Below are 21,754 nucleotides of genomic sequence, written 5' to 3'. Positions count from 1 at the left end.
CTCTATGCCGCCCAGCGCACCGGGTCGGCCAGGACGTCGCCCAGCGCCCGCAGCGCCGCACCGGTCGCGCCCGCAGCCGGCGTACCGGGAACCGCCGCCACCACCGGACGCCGCCACCGCGCCGAGAGCACCCGCCGGCCCAGCAGCTCCTCCAGCCGGGGGCGCAGCGGGCCGGCGAGCGCCGCCAGGTGCCCACCGAGGACGACGGCCGGCAGGTCGAGCACGTTGACCACGCCGGCCAGCGCGACGCCCAGCGCGCGGGCCGCGGCGTCGAGGGCCCGCCGGACGTCGGCGTCCCCGGCGGAGGCGCGGGCCACCACCTCCGCGGGCGGGGTGTCCAGCGGCAGCCCGGCGGCGGCCAGCAGCGCGTGCCGCCCGGCGTACTGCTCCAGGCAGCCGGTCGAGCCGCAGCGACAGGCCGGCCCCTCGGGGTCCACGCACACGTGCCCCACCTCGCCCGCCCAGCCGGCGCTGCCGGTCACCACCCGCCCGCCCAGGACGGCGGCGCCGCCGATGCCGATCTGCCCGGAGACGTAGAGGAAGTCGCGCAGCGGCCCGGGGCGGCCCGGCGCGGTCTCGGCCACGGTGCGCGCGGCCAGGTCGGCCTCGTTGCCCAGCACCGGGCGCAGGCCGTCCGGCAGGTGGGCGCCGAGCAGGTCGACGGCGGCCAGGTCGGACCACCCGAGGTTCGGCGCGCGCAGCAGCAGGTCGCCGTCCACCAGGCCCGGCAGCGCGAGGCCCGCGCCCGCCAGCCGGAGCCCGGCAGGCAGCCCGGCCACGAGACCGGTGGTGAGCGCGCCCAGCCGGCCCAGCGTGCGCACCGGGTCGCTGCCGACCAGGTCGTCCTCCTCGACCCGCTCGGCGACCACCCGGCCGCGCAGGTCGAGCACGCGGGCGGCGAGCAGCCCGGCGTCCACCTGCAGGCCGAGGGCGCCGATCCGCGCGCCGGGCAGCAGCGGGGTGGCCGGTCGGCCGCGCCGGGGGAGGGCCAGCCGCTCGCCCTCGTCGAGCAGACCCCCGGCGACGAGCTCGTCGACCAGCCGGGCGGCGGTGGCCCGCGTCGTCCCGGTGCGGACGGCGACGTCGGCGCGCGACAGCGGTCCGTCGGCGGCGCAGACGGTGCGCAGCACGAGGGCGAGGTTGCTGCTGCGCAGCGTCGACTGCCGCGCCCGGGTCTCCACCTCTTGAGGTTAGCGGCACCTCTGCATTATGTTCTACGAAAGAACAAAACCCGATCGAGGGAGATCGCATGACCGCGCCGCAGCCCACCAAGGACGACCGGTTCACCTTCGGCCTCTGGACGGTGGGGTGGCAGGCCCGCGACCCCTTCGGCGACGCCACCCGCCCGGCGCTGGACCCGGTCGAGAGCGTGCACCGCCTGGCCGAGCTAGGCGCCCACGGCGTCACCTTCCACGACGACGACCTCATCCCGTTCGGCAGCGACGACGCCGAGCGCGCCAAGCACGTCGAGCGCTTCAAGGCGGCGCTCGAGGAGACGGGTCTCGTCGTCCCCATGGCCACGACGAACCTGTTCACCCACCCGGTGTTCAAGGAGGGCGCGCTCACCGCCAACGACCGCGGCGTCCGCCGGTACGCGCTGCGCAAGGTCATGCGGAACATGGACCTCGCGGCGGAGTTGGGCGCGCGGACCTACGTGCTGTGGGGCGGCCGCGAGGGCGCCGAGGTCGACTCCGCCAAGGACCTGCGCGCCGCGCTGGACCGCTACCGCGAGGGCATCGACACCCTCGCGCAGTACTCGGAGGACCGCGGCTACGGCCTGCGCTTCGCCCTCGAGCCCAAGCCCAACGAGCCGCGCGGCGACATCTTCCTGCCCACCATCGGGCACGCCCTGGCGTTCATCGCCACCCTCGAGCACGCCGACCTGGTGGGGCTGAACCCCGAGGTGGGGCACGAGCAGATGGCCGGGCTGAACTTCACGCACGGCATCGCCCAGGCGCTGTGGCAGGGCAAGCTCTTCCACATCGACCTCAACGGCCAGCACGGCATCAAGTACGACCAGGACCTCGTCTTCGGCCACGGCGACCTGCTCTCGGCCTTCGCCACCGTCGACCTGCTCGAGCACGGCGGCCCGAACGGCGGGCCCGCGTACGACGGCCCCCGGCACTTCGACTACAAGCCGCTGCGCACCGAGGACGCCGACGGCGTGTGGGCCTCAGCCGCGGCCAACATGCGCACCTACCTGCTGCTCAAGGAGCGCGCGGCGGCCTTCCGCGCCGACCCGGAGGTGGCCGACGCCCTGGCCGCGGCGCAGGTGCCCGAGCTGGCGCAGCCGACGCTGGCCGACGGCGAGACGTACGCGGACCTGCTGGCCGACCCCGCGGCGTTCGAGGAGTTCGACGCCGAGGCCGCCGGTGCCCGCCCCGGCGGTCAGGTGCGGCTGTCCCAGCTGGCGGTGGAGCACCTGCTCGGCGCCCGCTGATGGCGCTGGTCGCGGGGGTCGACTCCTCGACCCAGGCGTGCAAGGTCGTCGTCCGGGACGCCGCCTCCGGCGCGCTGGTCCGCGAGGGGCGCGCGCCGCACCCGGACGGCACCGAGGTCGACCCGGTCGCCTGGGCGGCGGCCCTGGACCGGGCGCTCGCGCAGGCCGGCGGGCTGGACGACGTCGCGGCCATCGCCGTCGGCGGCCAGCAGCACGGCATGGTCTGCCTGGACGACGACGGCGCGGTGGTCCGTCCGGCGCTGCTGTGGAACGACACCCGCTCGGCGGGTGCTGCCCGCGACCTCACCGCCGAGCTCGGCGGCGGTCAGGCGTGGGCCGACGCGGTGGGCCTGGTACCGGTCGCCTCCTTCACGGTGACCAAGCTGCGCTGGCTGGCCGACGCCGAGCCCGCGAACGCCGCCCGCACCGCCGCGGTCTGCCTGCCGCACGACTGGCTGACCTGGCGGCTGGCGGGCTCGCCGGCCCTCGACGCGCTGGTCACCGACCGCGGGGACGCCAGCGGCACCGGCTACTGGTCCGCGGCGACGGGGGAGTACCGCCCCGACCTGCTGCAGCGCGCGCTCGGCCACGGCGCCGTCGTCCCCCGGGTGCTGGGCCCGGCCGAGGCCGCCGGCTCGACGCCCGACGGCGTCGTGCTCGGGCCAGGGTCCGGGGACAACGCCGCCGCCGCGCTCGGCCTGGCCGCCGAGCCCGGGGACGTCGTCTGCTCGATCGGCACCTCCGGGGTGGTGTCGATCGTCTCGACCACCCCGGCGGCCGACCCCACGGGGACCGTCGCCGGGTTCGCCGACGCCACCGGCAACTTCCTGCCGCTGATCGCCACCCTCAACGCCGCCCGGGTGCTCGACGCCACCGCCCGGCTGCTCGGGGTGGGCCTCGACGAGCTGTCCCGGCTGGCGCTGTCCGCGCCGCCCGGCGCCGGCGGCCTGGTGCTGGTGCCCTACCTGGAGGGCGAGCGGACGCCGGACCGGCCGGACTCCACCGGCGCGCTGCACGGCCTCACCCTGGCGACCGCGGAGCCCGCGCACCTGGCCCGCGCCGCCGTCGAGGGGCTGCTGTGCGGGCTGGCCGACGGGCTGGACGCCGTCGCCGCGACCGGCACCCCGGTGCGCCGGGTGCTGCTGGTCGGCGGCGGGGCGCGGTCGGAGGCGGTCCGCCGGATCGCCCCCGCCATCCTCGGGGTGCCGGTGCTCGCGCCCCCGCCGGGGGAGTACGTCGCCGACGGCGCCGCCCGGCAGGCGGCCTGGGTGCTCGCCGGTGGGGCGGCGCCGCCGGAGTGGTCCCGGCCGGGCACCGAGCGGTACGAGGCCGACCCGGTCCCGCACGTGCGGGCCCAGTACGCGGAGGTCCGCGAGCTCACCGCGCCGCGGCTGCGCTGATCCGCACCGCCCGTCGGCTGCTGCGGGCGGTCCCTAGACTCGACCGAGGGGCACGGCGATCCGGGCCCCGCACCGATCGAGGAGAGTGGTAGTGGCCGTCCGAGCCATCCGGGGCGCGACGCAGGTGGACGCCGACGAGCGGGAGCTGGTCCTCGACGCGACCCGTGAGCTGGTCACCGCGGTCATGGAACGCAACCAGCTGGAGCACGACGACGTCATCAGCATCCTGTTCACCGCCACCCCCGACCTGGTCTCGGAGTTCCCCGCGCTGGCCGCCCGCGAGCTCGGCTTCGGGGACGTGCCGCTGATGTGCGCCACCGAGATCGGGGTCCCGCACGCGCTGCCGCGGGTGCTGCGGCTGATGGCGCACGTGGAGACCGACCGGCCGCGTGCCGAGGTGCAGCACGTGTACCTGCGCGGGGCCGTGGCGCTGCGACGGGACATCGCACAGTGAGCGAGGGACGAGCGGACACCACTGTGCGGGGTGATCGCCCAGTGAGCCCGGCCTTCACCGGGCAGATCGCGCTGGACGGTCCGTCGGGGACGGGCAAGTCCAGCGTCGCGCGGGCCGTCGCCTCGAAGCTGGGCGCGGCCTACCTGGACACCGGCGCGATGTACCGCGCCGCCACCGTCGCCGTCCTCGACGCCGGGGTGGACCCGGAGGACGCCGAGGCCGTGGCCGCCGCCGTCGCCGCGGCCCGCATCGAGGTCGGGACGGCGGCCGGCACCGAGCTGGTCGAGGTCGACGGCGTGGACGTCGCCGTGCGCATCCGCGGCGCCGAGGTCACCCGCGCGGTCTCGGCGGTCTCGGCGGTGCCCTCGGTGCGCCGGCGGCTGGTCGACCAGCAGCGCGCGCTGGTGTCGGCGGCCGACGCGGTCGTCGTCGAGGGCCGCGACATCGGCACCGTCGTCCTGCCCGACGCGACGCTGAAGGTCTACCTGACCGCCGCCCCCGAGGCCCGCGCCCAGCGGCGGGCCGCCCAGCTCGGCCTCACCACGCCCGAGGAGATCGCCGACCTCGCCGCCGACCTGCGCCGCCGCGACGAGTACGACAGCAGCCGCGCCGACAGCCCGCTGCGCCCGGCGGAGGACGCCGTCGTCGTGGACAGCACGCACCTGGACCGCGAGGGCGTCGTCGACCGGGTCGTCGAGCTGGCGCTCACGACGGTGGGGGCCTCGCGGTGACCGAGCAGACCGGGCCGCTGCCGGTCGTGGCGATCGTCGGCCGGCCCAACGTCGGCAAGTCCACGCTGGTCAACCGGTTCCTGGGCCGCCGCGCCGCCGTCGTCCAGGACACCCCTGGCGTCACCCGCGACCGCATCGCCTACGAGGCGCTGTGGAACGGCAAGCGGTTCACCGTCGTCGACACCGGCGGCTGGGACCCCAAGGCCAGCGGGCTGGGCGCGTCGATCACCCGCCAGGCCGAGTACGCGATGAAGACCGCCGACGTCATCGCGTTCGTCGTCGACAGCCAGGTGGGTGCCACCGACACCGACCTGGCCGCCGCGCGGATCCTGCGCCGCAGCGACCGGCCGGTGATCCTGGTGGCCAACAAGGTCGACGACGAGCGCAGCGAGGCCAACGCCGCGGAGCTGTGGTCGCTCGGGCTGGGCGAGCCGCAGCCGGTCAGCGCGCTGCACGGCCGCGCCAGCGGCGACCTGCTCGACCTGGTGCTCGACGCGCTGCCCGAGGCCCCGCGGGAGCAGGAGGACGAGGGCGGGCCCCGTCGGGTGGCGCTGGTCGGCCGGCCCAACGTCGGCAAGTCCAGCCTCATCAACCGGGTGGCGCGCGAGGAACGCTCGGTCGTGGACTCGGTCGCCGGCACCACCGTCGACCCCGTCGACTCGATCGTCACCCTGGGCGGCGAGGAGTGGCGCTTCGTCGACACCGCCGGGCTGCGCCGCAAGGTCAACACCGCCAGCGGCATGGAGTACTACGCCAGCCTGCGCACCGAGGCCGCCATCCAGGCCGCCGAGGTCGCCGTCGTCCTGCTGGCCGCCGACGAGGTGGTCAGCGAGCAGGACCAGCGGGTGATCACCCAGGTCATCGAGGCCGGCCGCGCGCTGGTCATCGCGTTCAACAAGTGGGACACCCTCGACGAGGACCGCCGCCTGCAGCTGGAGCGCGAGATCGAGCGCGACCTGGCCCGGGTGAAGTGGGCGTCGCGGGTGAACATCTCGGCCAAGACCGGCCGCGGCGTGGACAAGCTGGCCCAGCACCTGCGCGAGGCGCTGGCCTCGTGGGAGACCCGGGTGCCGACGGCGGAGCTCAACACGTACGTCCGCGCGCTCGTGCAGGAGACGCCGCCGCCGGCCCGCGGGGGCCGCGCCCCGAAGATCAAGTACGTGACGCAGGCCGACGTCCGCCCGCCGCGGTTCGTCGTCTTCTCGACCGGGTTCCTCGAGGCCGGCTACCGGCGGTTCCTGGAGCGCAAGCTGCGCGAGCGGTTCGGCTTCCACGGGACGCCGATCGAGATCTCGGTGAAGGTCCGCGAGGGCCGGGGGAGCGAGCGCCCGAGGGGCTGACCGATGAGTCCGGCGCCCGGGGCCGGTCCCAGAGGCATGAGCGCACCGCAGACGCACACCCTGGAGACGGCCGGCGCCGTCCTCGCCTACGACGTCCGGCCCGGCTCCTCGGCCGCCGAGCCGCCGTTGCTGCTCATCGGCTCGCCGATGGGCGCCTCGGGCTTCGCCGCGCTGGCCGAGCGCTTCCCCGACCGGACGGTGGTCACCTACGACCCGCGCGGGGCCGAGCGCAGCCGGCGCACCGACGGCGCGACCGAGACCACGCCCGAGGAGCACGCCGACGACCTGTCTCGGCTGATCGACGCGCTCGGCGCCGGGCCGGTCGACGTCTTCGCCAGCAGCGGGGGAGCGGTCAACGCGCTGGTGCTCGTCGCCCGCCACCCCGGGCAGGTGCGCACCCTGGTCGCGCACGAGCCGCCGGCGGTGCAGCTGCTGCCCGACCGCGGGCCGGCGCTGGCCGCGACCCGGCACGTCACCGAGGCCTACCGGCGCGCCGGGTACGGCGCCGGGATGGCCGCGTTCATCCGGCTGGTGATGCACTCCGGTCCGGTGACCGCGGACTACGCCGAGCAGCCCGGCCCCGACCCCGCGGCCTTCGGCCTGCCGGCCGAGGACGACGGCGCGCGGGACGACGTTCTGCTCGCGCAGAACCTGCTGACCTGCACCTCGCACGAGCACGACGTCGAGGCGCTGCAGCGCACATCGACCCGGATCGTCCCCGCGGTCGGGGAGGGCTCGGCCGGGCAGTTGGCGCACCGCGGCGGCCTCGCCCTGGCCGAGCGGCTGGGGACGTCGGCCGTCGTCTTCCCCGGTGACCACGGCAGCTTCCTCGACGCCGGGTACGGCCCGCCGCCGGACGTCGACGCGGTCGCCGCGCGGCTGCGCGACGTGCTGGCCGGCGACCGGGACACGGTGGCGGCGGGCAGCTGACCACCGGTCGGACGGCGATCCCGGGTGCGGTAACCTGCTCTACGCAGCGATCGGGTGGTGCGAGCCGCCCGGCGCTCGGGCTGTAGCGCAGCTTGGTAGCGCACTTGACTGGGGGTCAAGGGGTCGCAGGTTCAAATCCTGTCAGCCCGACAGCGGGAAACCGCAGCTCAGGGGCCGTGTCCGGAGAGATCCGGGACGGCCCCTGACCGTTCTCTTGGGCGGTTTGACCGCCATCAGCCGACCCTAAGTTCTCCGCGACTCGCTGCTGCAAGCCGGGTCGAGGCCGTGGTGGCTCGTTGTGACGGGTTCGACGGTCACGGAGAGCGACGGCCGCTCGGTGTGGTGGCGCGATGGACCCGGTCGAAGGCGTCGCCGAGCGTGTCCATGGCTTGGCGGGCGACGTCGGGGGAGACGTGACCGTAGATGTCGCCGGTGATCGCGATCGACGAGTGGCCGAGGATGTCCGAGATGACCTTGAGCGGGACACCTTTCGTGAGCATCACCCTGGCCGCCGAGTGGCGGAGTGTGTGCGGCCCGGCGTGCGAGAGGCCTGCCTTCGTCGCGGCGGCGCGAAGGGCCCGAAAGGCGTCACGGGGATCGCAAGGCTCCCCGAACTCGCTGGTGAAGACGGATCCGGTCTGCCGCCATGCCGTGTCGGCCAGCCGTCGTTCCTCTGCCTGGGCGGCGTGGACGCGGCGGAGCAACCGTTCGGCCGGCTCGGAGATCGGTATGAAGCGCTTGGACCTGGCGGTGTGACCGTGCGCTCGGTGAGCCGGCCAGCCGGTGTAGGCCTCGGCGAGGTAGGCCGACCCGTGACGGGAGTTGACCACGGCGGTGAGCTCGCCGAGCTGGCGCTTGTGCTCGAACGGGTTAGCCCCGGGGCGGGTGTGCAGCATGGAGGTCATCCAGTAGGAGAAGTTCTGCGCCCTCCACACGCGATCCAGGGCGCGTTCGCCATACCGGTCGAGCAGGTCGCGGGAGCCAGTAGCAGCCCAGGACTGGATGCCCTCGAACAGCACCCGGGCGTCGGCGAATGCGAGGTTGAGGCCCTTGGCGCCGGACGGGGGCACGGTGTGGCCGGCGTCCCCGGCGAGGAAGAGGTTGCCGTAGCGCATGGGTTCGCAGACGTAGCTGCGGAACCTCAGCACGGTCTTGTCGATGATCTTCCCCTGCTGCAGCGCGAGGCCGTCCGGGCCGTCCACCCGCTTCTGCAGCTCGGCCCAGACCGGGTCCTCCGACCACGCGGCGGCGTCCTCGTCGGGGGAGCACTGGAAGTACATCCGCTGGATGTTCGCGTCGCGCTGGCTGATCAGCGCGAAGCCGTGCCGGGAGTGGGCGTAGATGAGCTCCTCGGCGCTGGGTGGTGCCTCGCAGAGGATGCCGAACCAGGCGAAGGGGTACTCGATGAAGTTGTCGGTGCGGTGCTCGGCCGGGATGGCCCACTTGGTGATGCCCTGCGAGCCGTCGGCGCCGACCAGGATCTCCGCGTGGATCTCCCTGGGCGCGCTGTCGGCGTCGGTGAACGAGATGTGCGGTGTGCCGGCCAGGTCGCGGACGGCGGTGTCCGACACGCCGAATCGGACGTCGCCGCCGTCCCGTCGACGGGCCGCGGCGAGGTCGACGAACACCTCGTTCTGCGGATAGAGCCACACCGCCTCGCCCACCAGGTCGGGAAAGTCGATGCGGTGGCTCTGCCCGCCGAACCGCAGGTCGATGCCCTCGTGCTTGTGCCCGGCGGTGAGCACCCGGTCCGAGACCCCGTACTCCACCAGCAGGTTGACACTGCCGTGCTCGAGGATCCCGGCACGGTGCGTGGTCCGGATGGTCTCGTGGTCGCGGTTGTCCACCACCACGTTGTCGATGCCGGAGCCGGCGAGCAGGTGGGAGAGCATCAGCCCGGCCGGGCCCTCCGCCCACGATGCCGACGCGGGTCTCGATCACTTCGGGGCCGGGCATTCCTGTCTCCTTCACTCGAAATGAACCGGACGTGCCGGACATGACGCCGAGCGCCCGTCCGGCCCAGTGGCGGGGAACCGCGTCCCCTGCGCCAACCCTCGTGCGATCGCGAGCCGCCGCACCTGGCTCCTCGACTGCGGTACGGCGTCCCGATGTGACCGGCCGGTCCACCGTTGCCGGACGACGGCCGAATCGAGCTCCGGGGCGCGGGGTCACCGCAGCCGAGACGGAGCCTGGTCAGTTGATGACGTGCAGTTGGTCCATCCAGACGGCCTCCCAGACGTTGCCGTCCGGGTCGGAGAAGGTGCCGGCGTAGCGGGCGTCCTCCGCTCGCGTGGGTCCGGACCGGCCGCCGGCGGCCACGGCCTTGGCGACGAGGTCGTCGACCGCCGTGCGGCTGTCCACGGTCAGGCAGTGCACCGCCGTCGGCCCGCGCGAGGGGTCTCCCGCTTCGCCGGGCACGAGGTCGCTGAAGCGGTCGCGGGTGTGCAGGACGAGCGCGACGTCGTCGTCCAGGACGACGGAGGCGGTCTCCTCGTCGGAGGAGTGCTCCTCGATCCGGGGAGCCGAGGGTCTCGTAGAACGATCGGGCCGCCGACAGGTTCCGCACCGGGAGCTTGATGAACAGCATGCTCACGATGACGCCTCCGTCCGAGCGGACCGGCTCGCCAGCTCGGCGAAGGTGTCGGCGACCCAGTCGGCGATGAAGGTGCTGACGTGGGGGAGGTGGTCGAGGCCGATGTGCTCGGTCGCGCCCTCTTCCAGGGTGAACACCCGGAGTTCGCGCTTGGGGGAGTTGACCGCCTGGTCGTAGGAGCGGTGTGCGTACTCGACGGGGATCTGTCGGTCGTTGGCGCCATGGGCGATGAGGAACGGCACGGTGATGTTCTCGACGACGCCCTCGAGGTTGACCTGGTCGGCGAACTCGATGAAGGCGTCGAGGTCGTCAGCCTCGTTGTCGAAGCCCCACACCCACAGCACGTGCTCCCAGTAGTGCGGCACCGGCCGCTCCCCCTCGCGCTCGAGCCGGCGGCGCTGCACCGCGCCCCAGTCGTGGTTGGCGCCCCAGGCCACGCAGAGGGCGAAGCGCTTCTCGAACGCCGCGGCGCGCGGGGCGTAGTAGCCGCCCAGCGACCAGCCGACGATCCCGATCCGGCCGTCGTCGACGTCATCACGGGCCTGCAGGAAGTCCACGGCGGCCGCGCCCCACGCCTCGGTGTCCACGCGGGCCGGGAGCCCCTGCAGCCGAAGCGCCTCGCCGGTGCCGGGCTGGTCGAGCATCAGGCAGGAGATGCCGCGGGTGGCCAGCTCCTCCCAGTGGGCCGAGGAGTACTGGTGCTCCTTGGTCGAGTCCAGGCCGTTGACGAGCACGACCACCGGCACCGGCCCGTCGTCGGCGGCCGGCGCCTGGCTGAAGTAGGCCGGCAGCGTCGTCCCCTCATAGGGCACCTCGACCCGTGAGACGCGCGGGCTGTGCAGCTCGAACGCCTTCTGCGCCAATTCCAGCAGCCGCTTGTAGGTGGGCACCCGGTTCGGGTCCGAGTGAGCCAGCATCCGTTCGGCCTGAGCCAGGTAGTTGGTGGCGCGGAAGTACAGCTGGCCGGCGGCGCGCGTGTGCCCGGCCTTCTCCGCGTCCTCCGCCTGGCCGACGAGCTGGTCGGTCAGCGCAGTCCAGGCGCGCAGGAAGTCCGGCGTGCCGGCGTCCTCGCCCTGTTGCGCGGCGTCCTTGATCGGCCGGCAGGCCCGGTCGACCTCGTCGATCAGGCCGCCGGAGTTCAGCGCCGCGACGACGCCCAGGTTCCAGACGTAGTTGCCGGGGAAGTACTCGAACACGGTGGGTCCCTCTCGTTTCTCAGGATGCGCCGGGCAGGACGGCAGACCAGCCACCGTCGACGACGAGGTTGGCGCCGGTGACGTAGGACGCCTCGTCGGAGGCGAGGAACAGCGCGCAGCGGGCGACCTCGTCGGCGGTGCCGATGCGGCCCAGCGGGATGGCCTGGGCGATGGCGCGCATGGGGTGATCAAGAGCTAGCAGGTCGCCCTCGGTGGCGGGGGTGCGGGTCATGCCGGGGCTGATGCAGTTGGCGCGGATGCCGTGCGCCGCTCCCTCGGCGGCCAGTTGCCTCGTCATCGCCACCACGCCGCCCTTGGTCGCAGTGTGCGCGATCCGGGTGTTGGTCAGCGAGCCGGTGATGCCGGCGGTGGAGCCGACCAGCAGCACGCTGCCGCCGCCGCGGGCGACCAGGTGCGGCCAGGCGTGCTTGGTGGCGAGGAAGACGACATCCAGCTCGTTGCGCAGGACGAAGGACCAGTCGGCGTACGACGTCTCCGCGATCGGGGAGAAGCGGGTGGCGCCTGCGTTGTTGTAGAGCACGTCGATGCCGCCGTGCCGGGTCGCCGCGGCGTCCACCCACGCCCGGACGCCGTCCTCGTCGGTCAGGTCGAGCGGGTGGGTGCTGTCCATGACACCGCCGGCCGCGCGCACCAGCTCGACGGTCTCGGCCGCGCCGACGGCGTTGACGTCGGTGCCGACCACGGTGGCGCCTTCCGCGGCGAACAGCAGCGCGGCCGCCCGTCCCTGCCCGCCGGCAGTGCCCGTGATCAGCGTGACCTGTCCGGCCAGCCGCCCGCTCACGTCGCTGCCCGGACGGCGTCGCTGATCGACTTGACGCCGCCGTGGGCGGTCATGCCGCCGTCGACGGGGATCTCCGCGCCGGTGATGAAGGTGGCGCCGTCGCCGAGGAGGAAGGCGACCAGCGGGGCGACCTCGTCGACGGTGCCGGTGCGGCCGAGCGGGGTCTCGGCGACGTTGGCGTCGCGGAACGCCGGTGCCGCCGAGGCGGTCATCGGGGTCTCGACGTAGCCGGGGTGGATCGTGTTGACTCGGATGCCGCGCGGCCCGAGCTCCAGGCAGGCGGCCTTGGCCAACCCACGCAGCGCCCACTTCGACGCGGTGTAGGCCACCGGGAAGTGCCCGGTCAGCGCGGCCACCGAGCCCACCACGACGATCGACCCGCCGTCGGTCATCAGCGGGGTGAGCGCTTGGATGCCCAGCAGTGTGCCGGTCACGTTCACCTCGGTGACCCGGGCGAGGTCGGCCGGGTCGAGGTCGCCCAGCCGCGCCCGCCAGGTGATGCCGGCGTTGGCGACCAGCCCGTGCACGGCGCCGTGCTCTCGGAGCAGGTCGTCGGCGAGCGCCGTCCAGCCCGCGGCGTCGGTGACGTCGAGCCGCCGGTACGCGACCCCCGCCAGCTCCTCGGCCGGCGAGTCGGTCAGGTCGCAACCGACCACGGTGGCGCCCTCGGCGGCCAGCCGCCGTGCCTCGGCCGCGCCCTGCCCTTGGCCGGCGCCGGTGACGACGACGACCTTCCCGTTCAGCGTCACGACGGGCGCTCCCGGGTGCGCGGCCGCGACCGGGCGGGTGCCACGGGCGGCAGGCCGAGGCCGGGGACGACGCGGTTGCGGATGGTCCCGATGCCCTCGACGGTCATCTCCACGACGTCGCCGGGCTGCAGCGGAGGCGGGGCCGCCTCGCCGCGGGTGCCCCAGAGCTCGGCCAGGCAGCCGCCGTTGCCGCAGGTGCCCGAGCCGAGCACGTCACCGGCCCGGACCTCCGTACCGCGCGAGGCATAGGCGATCAGCTCCTCGAACGGCCAGCCCATGTTCGACAGCAGGTCCCGGCCGATCTGGGTGCCGTTGACCGACACGCGCATGTCCAGCTGCAGGAACCCGCCGCCGTCCCGGTACGGCTCGAGCTCGTCGGCGGTGACCAACCACGGGCCGAGCGTGGTGGCCGAGTCCTTGCCCTTGGCCGGGCCGAGGCTGACCTTCATCTCCCGGGCCTGCAGATCCCGGGCCGACCAGTCGTTCATGATCGTGTAGCCGAAGACGTGCTCCCGTGCGGCCTCGGGGGTGAGCGAGGCGCCGTCCCGGCCGACGACGACGGCCACCTCGAGCTCGAAGTCGAACCGCTGCGACCCCGGTGGGACCGCGACGTCGTCGTGCGCGCCGATCAGTGCGTAGGGGTTGGTGAAGTAGAACGTCGGTGCCTGGTACCACTCGGCCACGACCCCGGCCTCGCCGTCGATGGCCTTGCGGACGCCCTCGACGTGCTCCTCGAACGCGACGAAGTCCCGCACGGTCGGCGGCTGCAGCGGTGGCAGCAGCCGGACGTCCTCCAACGGCACCGCCGGACCCTCCAGCGCAGCGGTGCCTGCCTCCAGCGCCGTCGGCAGACCGGCGCGGACGAGGTCCAGGACCGTCGTCCCGTCGGGGAGGGCGTGCAGGCCGGCGGTGCTGACCACGCCGGCCTGCACGCGGCCTCCGCCCTCCCAGGTCGCGAGACGCATCAGACCGGGGGAGCGACGAACAGCCCCTTGTCGGGGTCGTTGAAGGACTTCTTGGCCACGAACTCGTTCATCTGGTTCGCGGTGCCCCACTGGTCGGAGACCTCGGGGTTTGTGAAGTCGTAGAGGTGCGGGTGCCAGGTGTCCTCGTCGATCTGCTCCAGCTCGGTCGTGTACTCCATCGTGTTGCCGTTGGGGTCCAGGAAGTAGCTGAAGGTGTTGTTGCCGGCCAGGTGCCGGCCCGGGCCCCAGACCTTCTCGACCCCGGCCCGCAGCACACGGCCGGTGCCGCGCATGTACTCGTCCAGGCCGCGCAGCTCGAAGCTGGCGTGGTGCAGCGAGGGGTGCGGGCAGCGGGCGATGGCCATGCTGTGGTGCCACGAGTTCACCCGCATGAACCACATCATCTCGCCCATGTGCGGGTGCATCAGGGTGTCCGACAGGGCGAAGGCCAGGTGCTTCTCGTAGAAGGAGCGGGTGCCCTCGGGGTCGGCGGAGTTGATGACCACGTGGGACAGGCGCACCGGGATCGACTCGCCCTCCTCGATCGGGCGGTGCTGCCGGACGGCGACGTCCGCGCTGATCTCCACGGTGCGGCCCTCGTTGTCGAAGAACCGGAACCCGTAGCCGCCGCCAGGGGTCTGCAGGGTGCCCGGCTCGGTGACCAGCCGCACGCCGTCGGCGGCGACCTGCTGGGCCAGGGTGTCGACGTCGGCGGGCGTGGCGGCACCGAAGGAGATCAGGTCGATCCGCTTGTCGGCGGACTCCCGCAGCCGGACGACGTACTGCTCCGGGCTGCCCTCGGCAGCCAGGAAGGTCAGGCCGGTGTCGCTGTGCTCGGCCTTCAGGCCCCAGGTGTTGGTGTAGAAGTCCAGCTGGCTCTTGTAGTCGGGCACGGCCAGGTCGACGTGCCGCAGGTGGGTGATCAGGCGTTGGGCCATGGTGGTGTCTCCTGTCGGGGTTGGGGACGGACCTCCTGCAGCGGCCCGGCGCGAGCTCGCGAGCGTCGGGGGGCAGGGGGCCCTTTCTCAGGCCGGGTCGCTGACGAGGACGGCGATGCTGCGCATGAGGCCGGGCACGTCGCCCCGCTCGTGGGAGAGCAGCCACTGGCCGAGCTGGTTGGAGGCGTCGATGACGGTCTTGGCGCGCTCGATCCGGCGGGCGTGGAAGGCGTTCCACAGGTCCTGGTCGAGCGCGCCCCGGGTGAATAGCAGGTGGGTGAGGACGGCAGCGTCCTCCAGGGCCTGCGCGCCGCCCTGGGCGATGGTGGGCGGGCAGGTGTGGGAGGCGTCCCCGATCAGGACCACCCGGCCGCGGTTCCACGGCGCGGGCAGCAGGTGGGTCTCGAACCAGGTGTAGTTGGCCCGGCTGGGGTCGGTGAGCTGTTCTCGGATCTCGTCCCACGGCCCGTGGTAGGCCCGCGACAGCTCCTTCATCGTCGCCAGCCGCTCCTCCGGCGTCATCGCGAAGCGGTCCTGCGCTTCCTCGACGATGTAGGCGTAGAGCGAGTCCTCACCGGTGGGGCAGTAGCCGGCGATGAACGAGGGCCCGCCGTAGTACAGGTCGGTGCGGGTCACGTCGGCCGGCCGGGGGCCGAAGGCTCGCCAGATGCCCATCCCGGTCGGCCGGGTCTCCAGCTCGATGCCCAGCGCCTGCCGCACGGCGGATCGGACGCCGTCGGCTCCGACCACCAGGTCGTAGCGGCCCGTCGAGCCGTCGGTGAACGTGACGTCGACCCCGGCGTCGTCCTGGCGCAGCTCGGTGAACGTGATGCCGTACCGCAGCTTGACGCCCACCTCGGCGGCCCGGTCGTGCAGGATCCGGGCCAACTCCGGACGCGACATGCCCATGACCGCGGGGTAGTCCGGGCCACCGGACTTGGCGTCGGGCACCTCGAACAGGACCGTGCCGTCCGCATCCGGCGCCCGGATGCCGGTGACGTCGAACGGGAAGCCCTTCTCCCGGACCCGCTCCCAGACGCCGACCCGGTCGAGCTCGCGTAGCGCGTTTCCCTGCAGGGTGATGCCGGAGCCCAGCGCGGTGACCTCGGGCTTGACCTCGACCAGGTCGACGGCGACGCCGGCCTTCGCCAGCTGGATGGCGGTGGCGGTGCCGGCCAGGCCGGCGCCGACGACCAGGACGTTGTCCACTGCGGTCACGGGTGCTCCCTCACTTGACGGCGATGGGGTTGACCGGGGCGCCGACGGCACCGGTCACGGGCAGGGGGGCGGCGGTGAGGAGGAAGTCCCACACGCCGTCGGCGGCGCAGTCGGCCGCGAGCGCGTCGAGGTCCCACATCTCGCCGATGAACAGGCCGATGTGGGGGATGACGACCTGGTGCAGCGGCTGGAAGGCGACGTCGAACTCGTTGGGGCGGACCTCGAAGCCCCAGGTGTCGGTGGCGATCCCGGCGATCTCGGTGCCGTGCAGCCAGTCGGCGGTGGTGAACGACAGGCCCGGGGCGTCCCCGCCGGCGTAGTCGCCCCAGCCCTCCCGTCGCGCCCGGGCCAGCCGACCGGTGCGCACCAGCAGCAGGTCGCCGCGGCCGACCCGGGCACTCGGGCCCTGCGCGGCGATTGTCGCCTCGAGGTGGTCGGTGGTGATGGCGAAGCCGTCGGGCAGCTCGCCGTCGGTGCCGATCGCGCGGCCGACGTCGAGCAGCACACCGCGGCCGGTGATGAGGGCGGCGACGGTCTCGATTCCGGTCAGTCGGTCGCCCTCGCTGGTGACGACGTCGCCGGCGCGGCGGCCGTTCCAGGCGACCCCGTGGTCGAAGATGTGGCCGAGGCCGTCCCACTGGGTGGAGGCCTGCAGCGGCATGAAGACGACGTCGTCGGCGCCGCCGAGACCGTGCGGGAAGCCCTGGCCGCGCTCGGCGTCCAGGCCGGTGTCGAGCATGGTGTGCACCGGGTTGGTCCGGCGCCGCCAGCCCTTCTGCGGGCCGTTCGCGTCGAACGACTGCGCGAGCGAGAAGCTCACGCCCCGGCGCACCAGCCGCGCGCCCTCCACCCGCTTGGCCTCGTCCAGGAAGTTCAGCGTGCCGAACACGTCGTCGGCACCCCAGCGGCCCCAGTTGGAGCAGCGCTTCGCCGCGGCAGCGATGGCGCCCTCGGGGTCGGTGCGGTCCAGCAGCGGGATGTCGGTCACGTGTCCCACGGTCTACGGACGCGTGTCACTCGGGAAGGCGAGATGTGTGATGCGGGGCATAAGGGCCGTGGATACTGCCCCGGTGAACCTGGCGAGCCTGGACCTCAACCTGCTGGTCTCGCTGGACGCGCTGCTGCAGCAGCGCAGCGTCACCCGCGCCGCGGCGCAGATGGGGCTGTCCCAGCCGGCGCTGTCCGCGTCGCTGGCCCGGCTGCGCCGGCACTTCGGCGACGAGCTGCTGACCCGGGTCGGCAACGAGTACCGGCTCACGCCGCTGGCCGTGCAGCTCAGGGACCTGGTCCGCATCGCGTTGTCCGGCGTGGAGCGGGTGTTCGCGGCCCAGACCGAGTTCGACCCGGCGTCGTCGACCCGGGAGTTCTCCGTGCTGGTCAGCGACTACGTGGTCGTCGTCCTCGGCGACACCATCGCCGCCCTGCTGGCCGAAGAGGCACCGCACACCCGGCTCCGCCTGACGCCGCACTCACCCGCGATCGTCGAACGCGCCGACCAGGTCCTCCTGGGCACCGACCTCCTGCTTCTGCCGCACGGGTTCGTCACGGACCTCTCGCACCGCGACCTCTACCGCGACGAATGGGTCTGCGTCGTCTCGGCCGACAACGCCGTCGTCGACGAGGGCCTGACCATCGAGCACCTCGAGACGCTCCCGTGGGTGGCCACCTACCACGGCCAGACGGCCTCCACCCCGGCCGCCAGGCAGATGCGCATGCTCGGCATAGAGCCCCGAGTGCAGGTGGTCAACGAGGACTTCCTGACCGTGCCGGCTCTCATCGCCGGCAGCGACCGCATCGCCCTGCTGCAGCGCCGGCTGGTCAACCTGCTGCCGCTGGACATCGGCATCCGCGCCTTGCCGTGCCCCTTCGAGGCCGGCCCGCTGGTCGAGGCGATGTGGTGGCACCCCGCCTACGACGACGACCCCGAGCACCGCTATCTGCGTGACGTGGTGTCGCGGGCCGCCGAGCAGGCTGTCGGGCATGCTGCCCAGGAGGGCATCGACCTGGCTGATACCCGACCCCGGAAGAAGTGATTTCCGCTCCCTCCGCGCCGTCCTGACACTTCTCCGCCAGTGATGCCGATCACCACGGTCGGCACCCCTGACAACCGGAGAGCCCCGTGTCGCAACCGCTTGCGAGCTCCACTCCCGCCGTCGAGGAGCCCCTCGCCGGCGAGGTCGCCGTCGATCCGGCCACCGGCCGCCCCGCCGGACGCATCCAGGCGTTCGTGCTGCTGGTGTCCAGCTGCCTGTCCGTGCTCGGCGCCGTGCTCCTCGCCCCGGTGTTGCCCCGCATCCAGGACGCCTTCGCCGGCACTCCGGGGTGGAAGCACTCACGCCCGTCGTGCTCACCGCACCGGCGCTGGTGATCGGCCTGACCGCGATGGTGGCCGGCCGGATCGTCGACAAGGTCGGCCGCAAGCGGCTGCTCGTCGGCGCCCTGGTCGTCTATGCCTTCGTCGGGACGGCGCCGCTGTGGCTGCCCTCGCTGCAGCTCATCGTGGCCAGCCGGGTGCTCCTCGGGCTCACCGAGGCGGCCATCATGACCTGCTGCACGACGCTGCTCGCCGACTACTTCCACGGCTCGAAGCGGGAGCGCTACTTCGGGCTGCAGGTCGTCTACACCACCGTCTCGGCCACTGTCTTCTTCGGCGTCGGTGGTGCGCTGGGCGCGCAGGACTGGCGGACGCCGTTCTGGCTCTACGCCGTCAGCCTGCCGCTGGCCGTCCTCGCGGCGAAGTACATCTGGCAGCCCGCCCCGCGAGCCCAGGCGCACGCCCACGCCACGAAGCTGCCGCCGCTACCGTGGGAACAGCTGATCAAGCCGGTCGCCGTGACCCTGCTGGGCGGGCTGATCTTCTACGTGCTCATCGTCGAGCTGTCCTTCAAGCTCGACAGCATCGGTGTGGAGTCCACCGGCACCATCGGCGCGGTCAGCGCCATCGGCTCAGTGGGTACCGCCGTGGGCGCCTTCCTGTTCGGCCGGCTCGCCCAGCTGGGCCCAGCGGTCACCGTGCCCCTGGCCTTCGGGTTGTCCGGGCTCGGCCTGATCGGCCTGGCCCTCGCCCCGAACGTGCCGCTGGTCACCGCCTTCGCCGTCGTCACGGGCTTCGGCAACGGCCTGTTGCTGCCGTCCCTGCTGACCTGGGCGCTGGGCTCCCTCACCTTCGAGCAGCGCGGCCGCGGCACCGGCGTCTGGACCTCGGCGCTGTTCATCGGCCAGTTCGTCTGCCCCCTCGTCGTCCTGGGGCTGACCGGGGCGCTCGACGGGCTGGGCTCCGCACTGCTGGTCCTGGGTGCCGTCGCCGTCGCTGCGGCGGTCGCCGTCCGACTGGTCCGACCGACGGCCGCCGCGGACCCCGCCCTCGCGGCGCACTGACGCGTCTGACCGACGGACGACGGCCCCGCGGGAGGTTCCCGCGGGGCCGTCGTCCGTCCAGCGGCTTTGGCGGGCTCGACCCGGACGGGGATGCTGTGTCCGGCTCGCGAACCAGGATGAACGCGGTCATGGACATGACCACTTGACCTCGGCCGCGCGAAGTCGTCGCGGGGGATCGCCGCATGCCTGCGACGCGGTCACGCGCAGCAATCGCGAGATGTGATTCGTACCGCCTGCGTCCGCCCCGCCCGGACGACGTCTTGACCACCATTCTGACCACCATTGAGGTCAGTTCGGGACTGTCCCTCCCTGCCCGCCGTCGTTCCGTATGCCGGTCTACCTGCGCAGTTGCACTGTGGCGGACGACCGTGAACCCGCGGCCGACGGCTGGGGGTCAAGGGGTCGCAGGTTCAGATCCTGTCAGCCCGACAGCGAAACCGCAGGTCAGAGGCGGGTCGGCCGTGAAGGCCGGCCCCCTCTTGCGTGAGTACAGCACCGGGTACGGCGACGCGGCCGGGGACAGCAACGGTCACCCAGCGGAGTGCCCGGTCGAGCCGGTCTGCCGCCTCGCGCTACTGGGTGGGGCCGACATGGCTGTAGAAGTCCGCCGAGATCGCGTACGACGGATCTCGGCTACCCGCTTCGGACGCTTTTCCGAACTCCAGCAGTCGCGACGCGACCCCACGGCGCTGAACTGCGCGCCCGGTGTCGCGTCGCCCGGGTCACTGCGGGCTCCGCGCAAGCGGGATGGCGGGTGGATGCTGCAACTACACGGAGAGCCCCACGACCCGGCAACGCAGCCTCGATCCCACGTCCTGTGAGAGAACGCCATGTTCACCGAGGTGCTGGTCGCCAACCGTGGTGAGAGCGCCGTCCGGGCGTTCCGCGCCGCTCACGAACTGGGCGCGGGGACGGTAGCGGCGTTTCCGTGGGAGGACCGCAACTCGGTGTACCGGCGCGAGGCCGAAGAGTCACCAGATCGGCGAGGTCGGGCACCCGGTCCGGGCCTCCCTGCACGCTGGTGTGGCGACCACCGCACGTCGTACCGTTCGTCCGTGGCAGTCGAGCAGATTCCCTGCGGGCCCGCCGGCTCCTGACTCTCGGTCGGCGGGTTCGAGGCATGGCCGTCGAGAGCACCCCGCCGACCTCGAGCCGCCTGGGCTCGTCGAGGACGCCATGTCCCCCCTTCCGCTGTCACCCGTCAAGCTGCACGTCACCGTCGAGGATCTGGCCTGCGTCCAGCGGGTGCTCACCCTGCTGACCGGCCGCGCGTACCCCCTCACCCGCTTCGAGGCCGAGGAGGCCGGCGCCGGGCGCTGGCGCCTCAGCATCGACACCATGGCCGACGCCGACGGCGCCGAGTTGCTGGAGGCGCGGCTGCTGCGCCTGCCGAGCGTGCTCACCGTCGACCTCGACCGCAGCGCCGCCCTCGCCGTCGCCGGCTGACCGCGGGACATGGGTCGTGTGGATGCCGACGCATGGGTGGGGTCTTCCCCGGCCCTTCCGAAGTGGCCAGAGTCGTGTGAGCACCGTCGCTCCGCCCTCCTCTGCCGTGCCGACGGTGCTCCCCGCCCCGTCCACGACGCCGTTCCTGGTCGACCGGGCATCGCGACGTCAGCGGAGATCCACACCGCGATGCGGCTCGGGCCGGCACCCGGCTGACCCGTTCGACGTCCTGGCAGCCCTGCCTGAGGAGGAGCGGGCCCGGTCGAGTGTGGCCCTGTCGCCCGCCGACGCGGGCGCGGTTCCGCTGGCGGATGGCCCTGGCTCCTGGATCGGCCCGGTCCGCGTCGTGGATGCATGCACATGGCGACCGGCATCGTCGCAGCGGCGCCCAGACCCGGCCGCCGTCGGATCGGGCGGTCCGTGACGAGCGGGGTGACGGCACCGCGCCGACGCCGAGAGCCCCACCGAAGAGGCGGCCACGTCCCTGTCAGCGGTGCACCAGCGCCACCAGGGCCGGTGGCACTCCCGCCCCAGATCACGGACCGGAGGGGGGCCGATCATGCCGGACCCGGTGACGAGGAGCCGCCTCACCTGGGGCGCCAGGAAGGTGACGGGGCAGCTCCGGCCACACAACGCGGCCAGGGGGCAGCGCCAGGTGCTACCCGGGGATGGTGGCGTACAGGTCGATGGGCGCCTGCTGTCAGTGGCTGACCCGCAGGACCCTCGCTGCTCGGTGGTACATGCAGCAGACGGGGGGCATGGCCTCGTTCTTCTCGGCTCGTCACGTATGCGTGACGCCGAGTCATACCGGGGCGGGACTGTACAGAGAATCACGGCGGACCCTTGTCCTACACCCGGGCCTCTGGTTCCCTCTTGTGCAATCCGTCTCGGATGACGCAACACGATAGGGGAGTGTCATGGAGCAACGGCGCAACAAACACGGCTCGCCGTCTCGCCGACCGAGCCAGTCGGAAGCCGCTGAGGTTGGTCCGACGCCCGCCGGTGGCGCCCCGCGTGCGGGCGGGGAGCGCCCTGCCGTGAAGGCCACGGATGTGTCGGTGAGTGGGACGCATCCGGCGATCGCGGAGCCGCCGCCGTGTGTTGCGGATCGGCACTGGGCGGTGGATCGGGTGTTGTTCGCGATCGCTGCGGTGATGGCGTTGGGGTTCGTGGT

At 73.2% G+C, this 21,754-nt stretch carries 21 protein-coding genes and 1 tRNA gene; 12 read left to right on the top strand and 10 right to left on the bottom strand.

Annotated elements, in window-relative coordinates:
* Positions 1-2 precede the first annotated feature (2 nt).
* Positions 3-1,181 (bottom strand): ROK family protein, encoded by a 1,179-nt coding sequence (locus ACI78Z_RS20690; RefSeq protein ID WP_457038410.1) that lies wholly within the window; start codon positions 1,179-1,181, stop codon positions 3-5.
* A 68-nt stretch (positions 1,182-1,249) separates the two neighbouring features.
* Between ACI78Z_RS20690 and xylA the strand changes: the two genes are divergently transcribed.
* The 7 genes from xylA (at position 1,250) to ACI78Z_RS20655 (ending at position 7,445) form a co-directional block, all read left to right on the top strand.
* Positions 1,250-2,440, top strand: a complete 1,191-nt coding sequence (gene xylA / locus ACI78Z_RS20685) for a xylose isomerase (RefSeq protein WP_457038409.1) — start codon at positions 1,250-1,252, stop codon at positions 2,438-2,440.
* Complete coding sequence (gene xylB / locus ACI78Z_RS20680) at positions 2,440-3,840, top strand: xylulokinase (protein ID WP_457038408.1); 1,401 nt, start codon at positions 2,440-2,442, stop codon at positions 3,838-3,840. Before xylA ends, xylB begins: the two co-directional genes overlap by 1 nt.
* Positions 3,841-3,931: 91 nt before the next feature.
* Complete coding sequence (gene aroH, locus ACI78Z_RS20675; RefSeq protein WP_448608235.1) at positions 3,932-4,294, top strand: chorismate mutase; 363 nt, start codon at positions 3,932-3,934, stop codon at positions 4,292-4,294.
* Between the two features lie 41 nt (positions 4,295-4,335).
* Positions 4,336-5,025 carry a (d)CMP kinase gene (cmk, locus tag ACI78Z_RS20670; protein WP_457038407.1) on the top strand — a complete coding sequence of 230 codons (690 nt, stop codon included), beginning with the start codon at positions 4,336-4,338 and terminating at the stop codon, positions 5,023-5,025.
* Positions 5,022-6,365: a ribosome biogenesis GTPase Der gene (gene der, locus ACI78Z_RS20665; protein ID WP_457038406.1), complete on the top strand. Its 1,344-nt coding sequence runs from the start codon at positions 5,022-5,024 to the stop codon at positions 6,363-6,365. Before cmk ends, der begins: the two co-directional genes overlap by 4 nt.
* A 36-nt stretch (positions 6,366-6,401) precedes the next feature.
* Positions 6,402-7,295, top strand: coding sequence for an alpha/beta fold hydrolase (locus tag ACI78Z_RS20660; RefSeq protein ID WP_457038405.1), 894 nt, complete (start codon positions 6,402-6,404; stop codon positions 7,293-7,295).
* Between the two features lie 76 nt (positions 7,296-7,371).
* A tRNA-Pro gene (locus ACI78Z_RS20655) sits at positions 7,372-7,445 on the top strand.
* 164 nt (positions 7,446-7,609) lie between these two features.
* Here the strand turns inward: ACI78Z_RS20655 and ACI78Z_RS20650 are convergent.
* From ACI78Z_RS20650 to ACI78Z_RS20610, 9 genes are all read right to left on the bottom strand, one after another.
* Positions 7,610-9,190, bottom strand: a complete 1,581-nt coding sequence (locus ACI78Z_RS20650; RefSeq protein ID WP_457038424.1) for a 4-hydroxybenzoate 3-monooxygenase — start codon at positions 9,188-9,190, stop codon at positions 7,610-7,612.
* 298 nt (positions 9,191-9,488) lie between these two features.
* The gene (locus ACI78Z_RS20645) at positions 9,489-9,671 is read right to left on the bottom strand and encodes a VOC family protein (RefSeq protein WP_457038423.1); all 183 of its coding nucleotides are present in this window, start codon (positions 9,669-9,671) and stop codon (positions 9,489-9,491) included.
* A 213-nt stretch (positions 9,672-9,884) separates the two neighbouring features.
* Entirely contained in the window at positions 9,885-11,084 is a 1,200-nt protein-coding gene (locus tag ACI78Z_RS20640; protein ID WP_457038404.1) for an alpha/beta hydrolase family protein, read from the bottom strand.
* 19 nt (positions 11,085-11,103) lie between these two features.
* A complete protein-coding gene (locus ACI78Z_RS20635) occupies positions 11,104-11,886 on the bottom strand; it encodes an SDR family NAD(P)-dependent oxidoreductase (protein ID WP_457038403.1) in 783 nt (260 codons plus the stop codon).
* The gene (locus ACI78Z_RS20630; RefSeq protein WP_457038402.1) at positions 11,883-12,635 is read right to left on the bottom strand and encodes an SDR family NAD(P)-dependent oxidoreductase; all 753 of its coding nucleotides are present in this window, start codon (positions 12,633-12,635) and stop codon (positions 11,883-11,885) included. Before ACI78Z_RS20630 ends, ACI78Z_RS20635 begins: the two co-directional genes overlap by 4 nt.
* Positions 12,632-13,567 carry a fumarylacetoacetate hydrolase family protein gene (locus ACI78Z_RS20625; protein WP_457038401.1) on the bottom strand — a complete coding sequence of 312 codons (936 nt, stop codon included), beginning with the start codon at positions 13,565-13,567 and terminating at the stop codon, positions 12,632-12,634. The genes ACI78Z_RS20630 and ACI78Z_RS20625 overlap by 4 nt, the downstream gene beginning before the upstream one ends.
* Before the next feature lie 32 nt (positions 13,568-13,599).
* Entirely contained in the window at positions 13,600-14,538 is a 939-nt protein-coding gene (locus tag ACI78Z_RS20620; protein WP_457038400.1) for a VOC family protein, read from the bottom strand.
* Between the two features lie 87 nt (positions 14,539-14,625).
* Positions 14,626-15,756 (bottom strand): FAD-dependent oxidoreductase, encoded by a 1,131-nt coding sequence (locus tag ACI78Z_RS20615; protein WP_457038399.1) that lies wholly within the window; start codon positions 15,754-15,756, stop codon positions 14,626-14,628.
* Positions 15,757-15,766: 10 nt separating this feature from the next.
* On the bottom strand, positions 15,767-16,744 hold the full coding sequence (locus ACI78Z_RS20610; protein WP_457038398.1) for a cyclase family protein: 978 nt from the start codon (positions 16,742-16,744) through the stop codon (positions 15,767-15,769).
* Between the two features lie 82 nt (positions 16,745-16,826).
* Between ACI78Z_RS20610 and ACI78Z_RS20605 the strand changes: the two genes are divergently transcribed.
* From ACI78Z_RS20605 to ACI78Z_RS20585, 5 genes are all read left to right on the top strand, one after another.
* Complete coding sequence (locus tag ACI78Z_RS20605; protein ID WP_457038397.1) at positions 16,827-17,789, top strand: LysR family transcriptional regulator; 963 nt, start codon at positions 16,827-16,829, stop codon at positions 17,787-17,789.
* Between the two features lie 86 nt (positions 17,790-17,875).
* Positions 17,876-18,124: a hypothetical protein gene (locus tag ACI78Z_RS20600; RefSeq protein ID WP_457038396.1), complete on the top strand. Its 249-nt coding sequence runs from the start codon at positions 17,876-17,878 to the stop codon at positions 18,122-18,124.
* Positions 18,100-19,134 (top strand): MFS transporter, encoded by a 1,035-nt coding sequence (locus tag ACI78Z_RS20595; RefSeq protein WP_457038395.1) that lies wholly within the window; start codon positions 18,100-18,102, stop codon positions 19,132-19,134. Before ACI78Z_RS20600 ends, ACI78Z_RS20595 begins: the two co-directional genes overlap by 25 nt.
* Before the next feature lie 830 nt (positions 19,135-19,964).
* Positions 19,965-20,231 (top strand): biotin carboxylase N-terminal domain-containing protein, encoded by a 267-nt coding sequence (locus ACI78Z_RS20590; protein ID WP_457038394.1) that lies wholly within the window; start codon positions 19,965-19,967, stop codon positions 20,229-20,231.
* A gap of 79 nt (positions 20,232-20,310) precedes the next feature.
* Positions 20,311-20,580: a hypothetical protein gene (locus ACI78Z_RS20585; protein WP_457038393.1), complete on the top strand. Its 270-nt coding sequence runs from the start codon at positions 20,311-20,313 to the stop codon at positions 20,578-20,580.
* The last annotated feature ends 1,174 nt before the right edge of the window (positions 20,581-21,754 follow it).

The sequence above is a fragment of the Geodermatophilus sp. SYSU D01176 genome, from assembly GCF_054050015.1.
Note: the sequence above shows the minus strand (reverse complement) of the source record. Positions and strands in the feature narration are given on the sequence as shown.

Excerpts from the sequence above, each read along its gene's own strand:
- xylA (WP_457038409.1), top strand. The coding sequence starts at position 1,250 with ATGACCGCGCCGCAGCCCACCAAGGACGACCGGTTCACCTTCGGCCTC.
- xylB (WP_457038408.1), top strand. The coding sequence starts at position 2,440 with ATGGCGCTGGTCGCGGGGGTCGACTCCTCGACCCAGGCGTGCAAGGTC.
- ACI78Z_RS20660 (WP_457038405.1), top strand. The coding sequence starts at position 6,402 with ATGAGCGCACCGCAGACGCACACCCTGGAGACGGCCGGCGCCGTCCTC.
- ACI78Z_RS20620 (WP_457038400.1), bottom strand. The coding sequence starts at position 14,538 with ATGGCCCAACGCCTGATCACCCACCTGCGGCACGTCGACCTGGCCGTG.
- ACI78Z_RS20590 (WP_457038394.1), top strand. The coding sequence starts at position 19,965 with ATGTTCACCGAGGTGCTGGTCGCCAACCGTGGTGAGAGCGCCGTCCGG.
- ACI78Z_RS20585 (WP_457038393.1), top strand. The coding sequence starts at position 20,311 with ATGTCCCCCCTTCCGCTGTCACCCGTCAAGCTGCACGTCACCGTCGAG.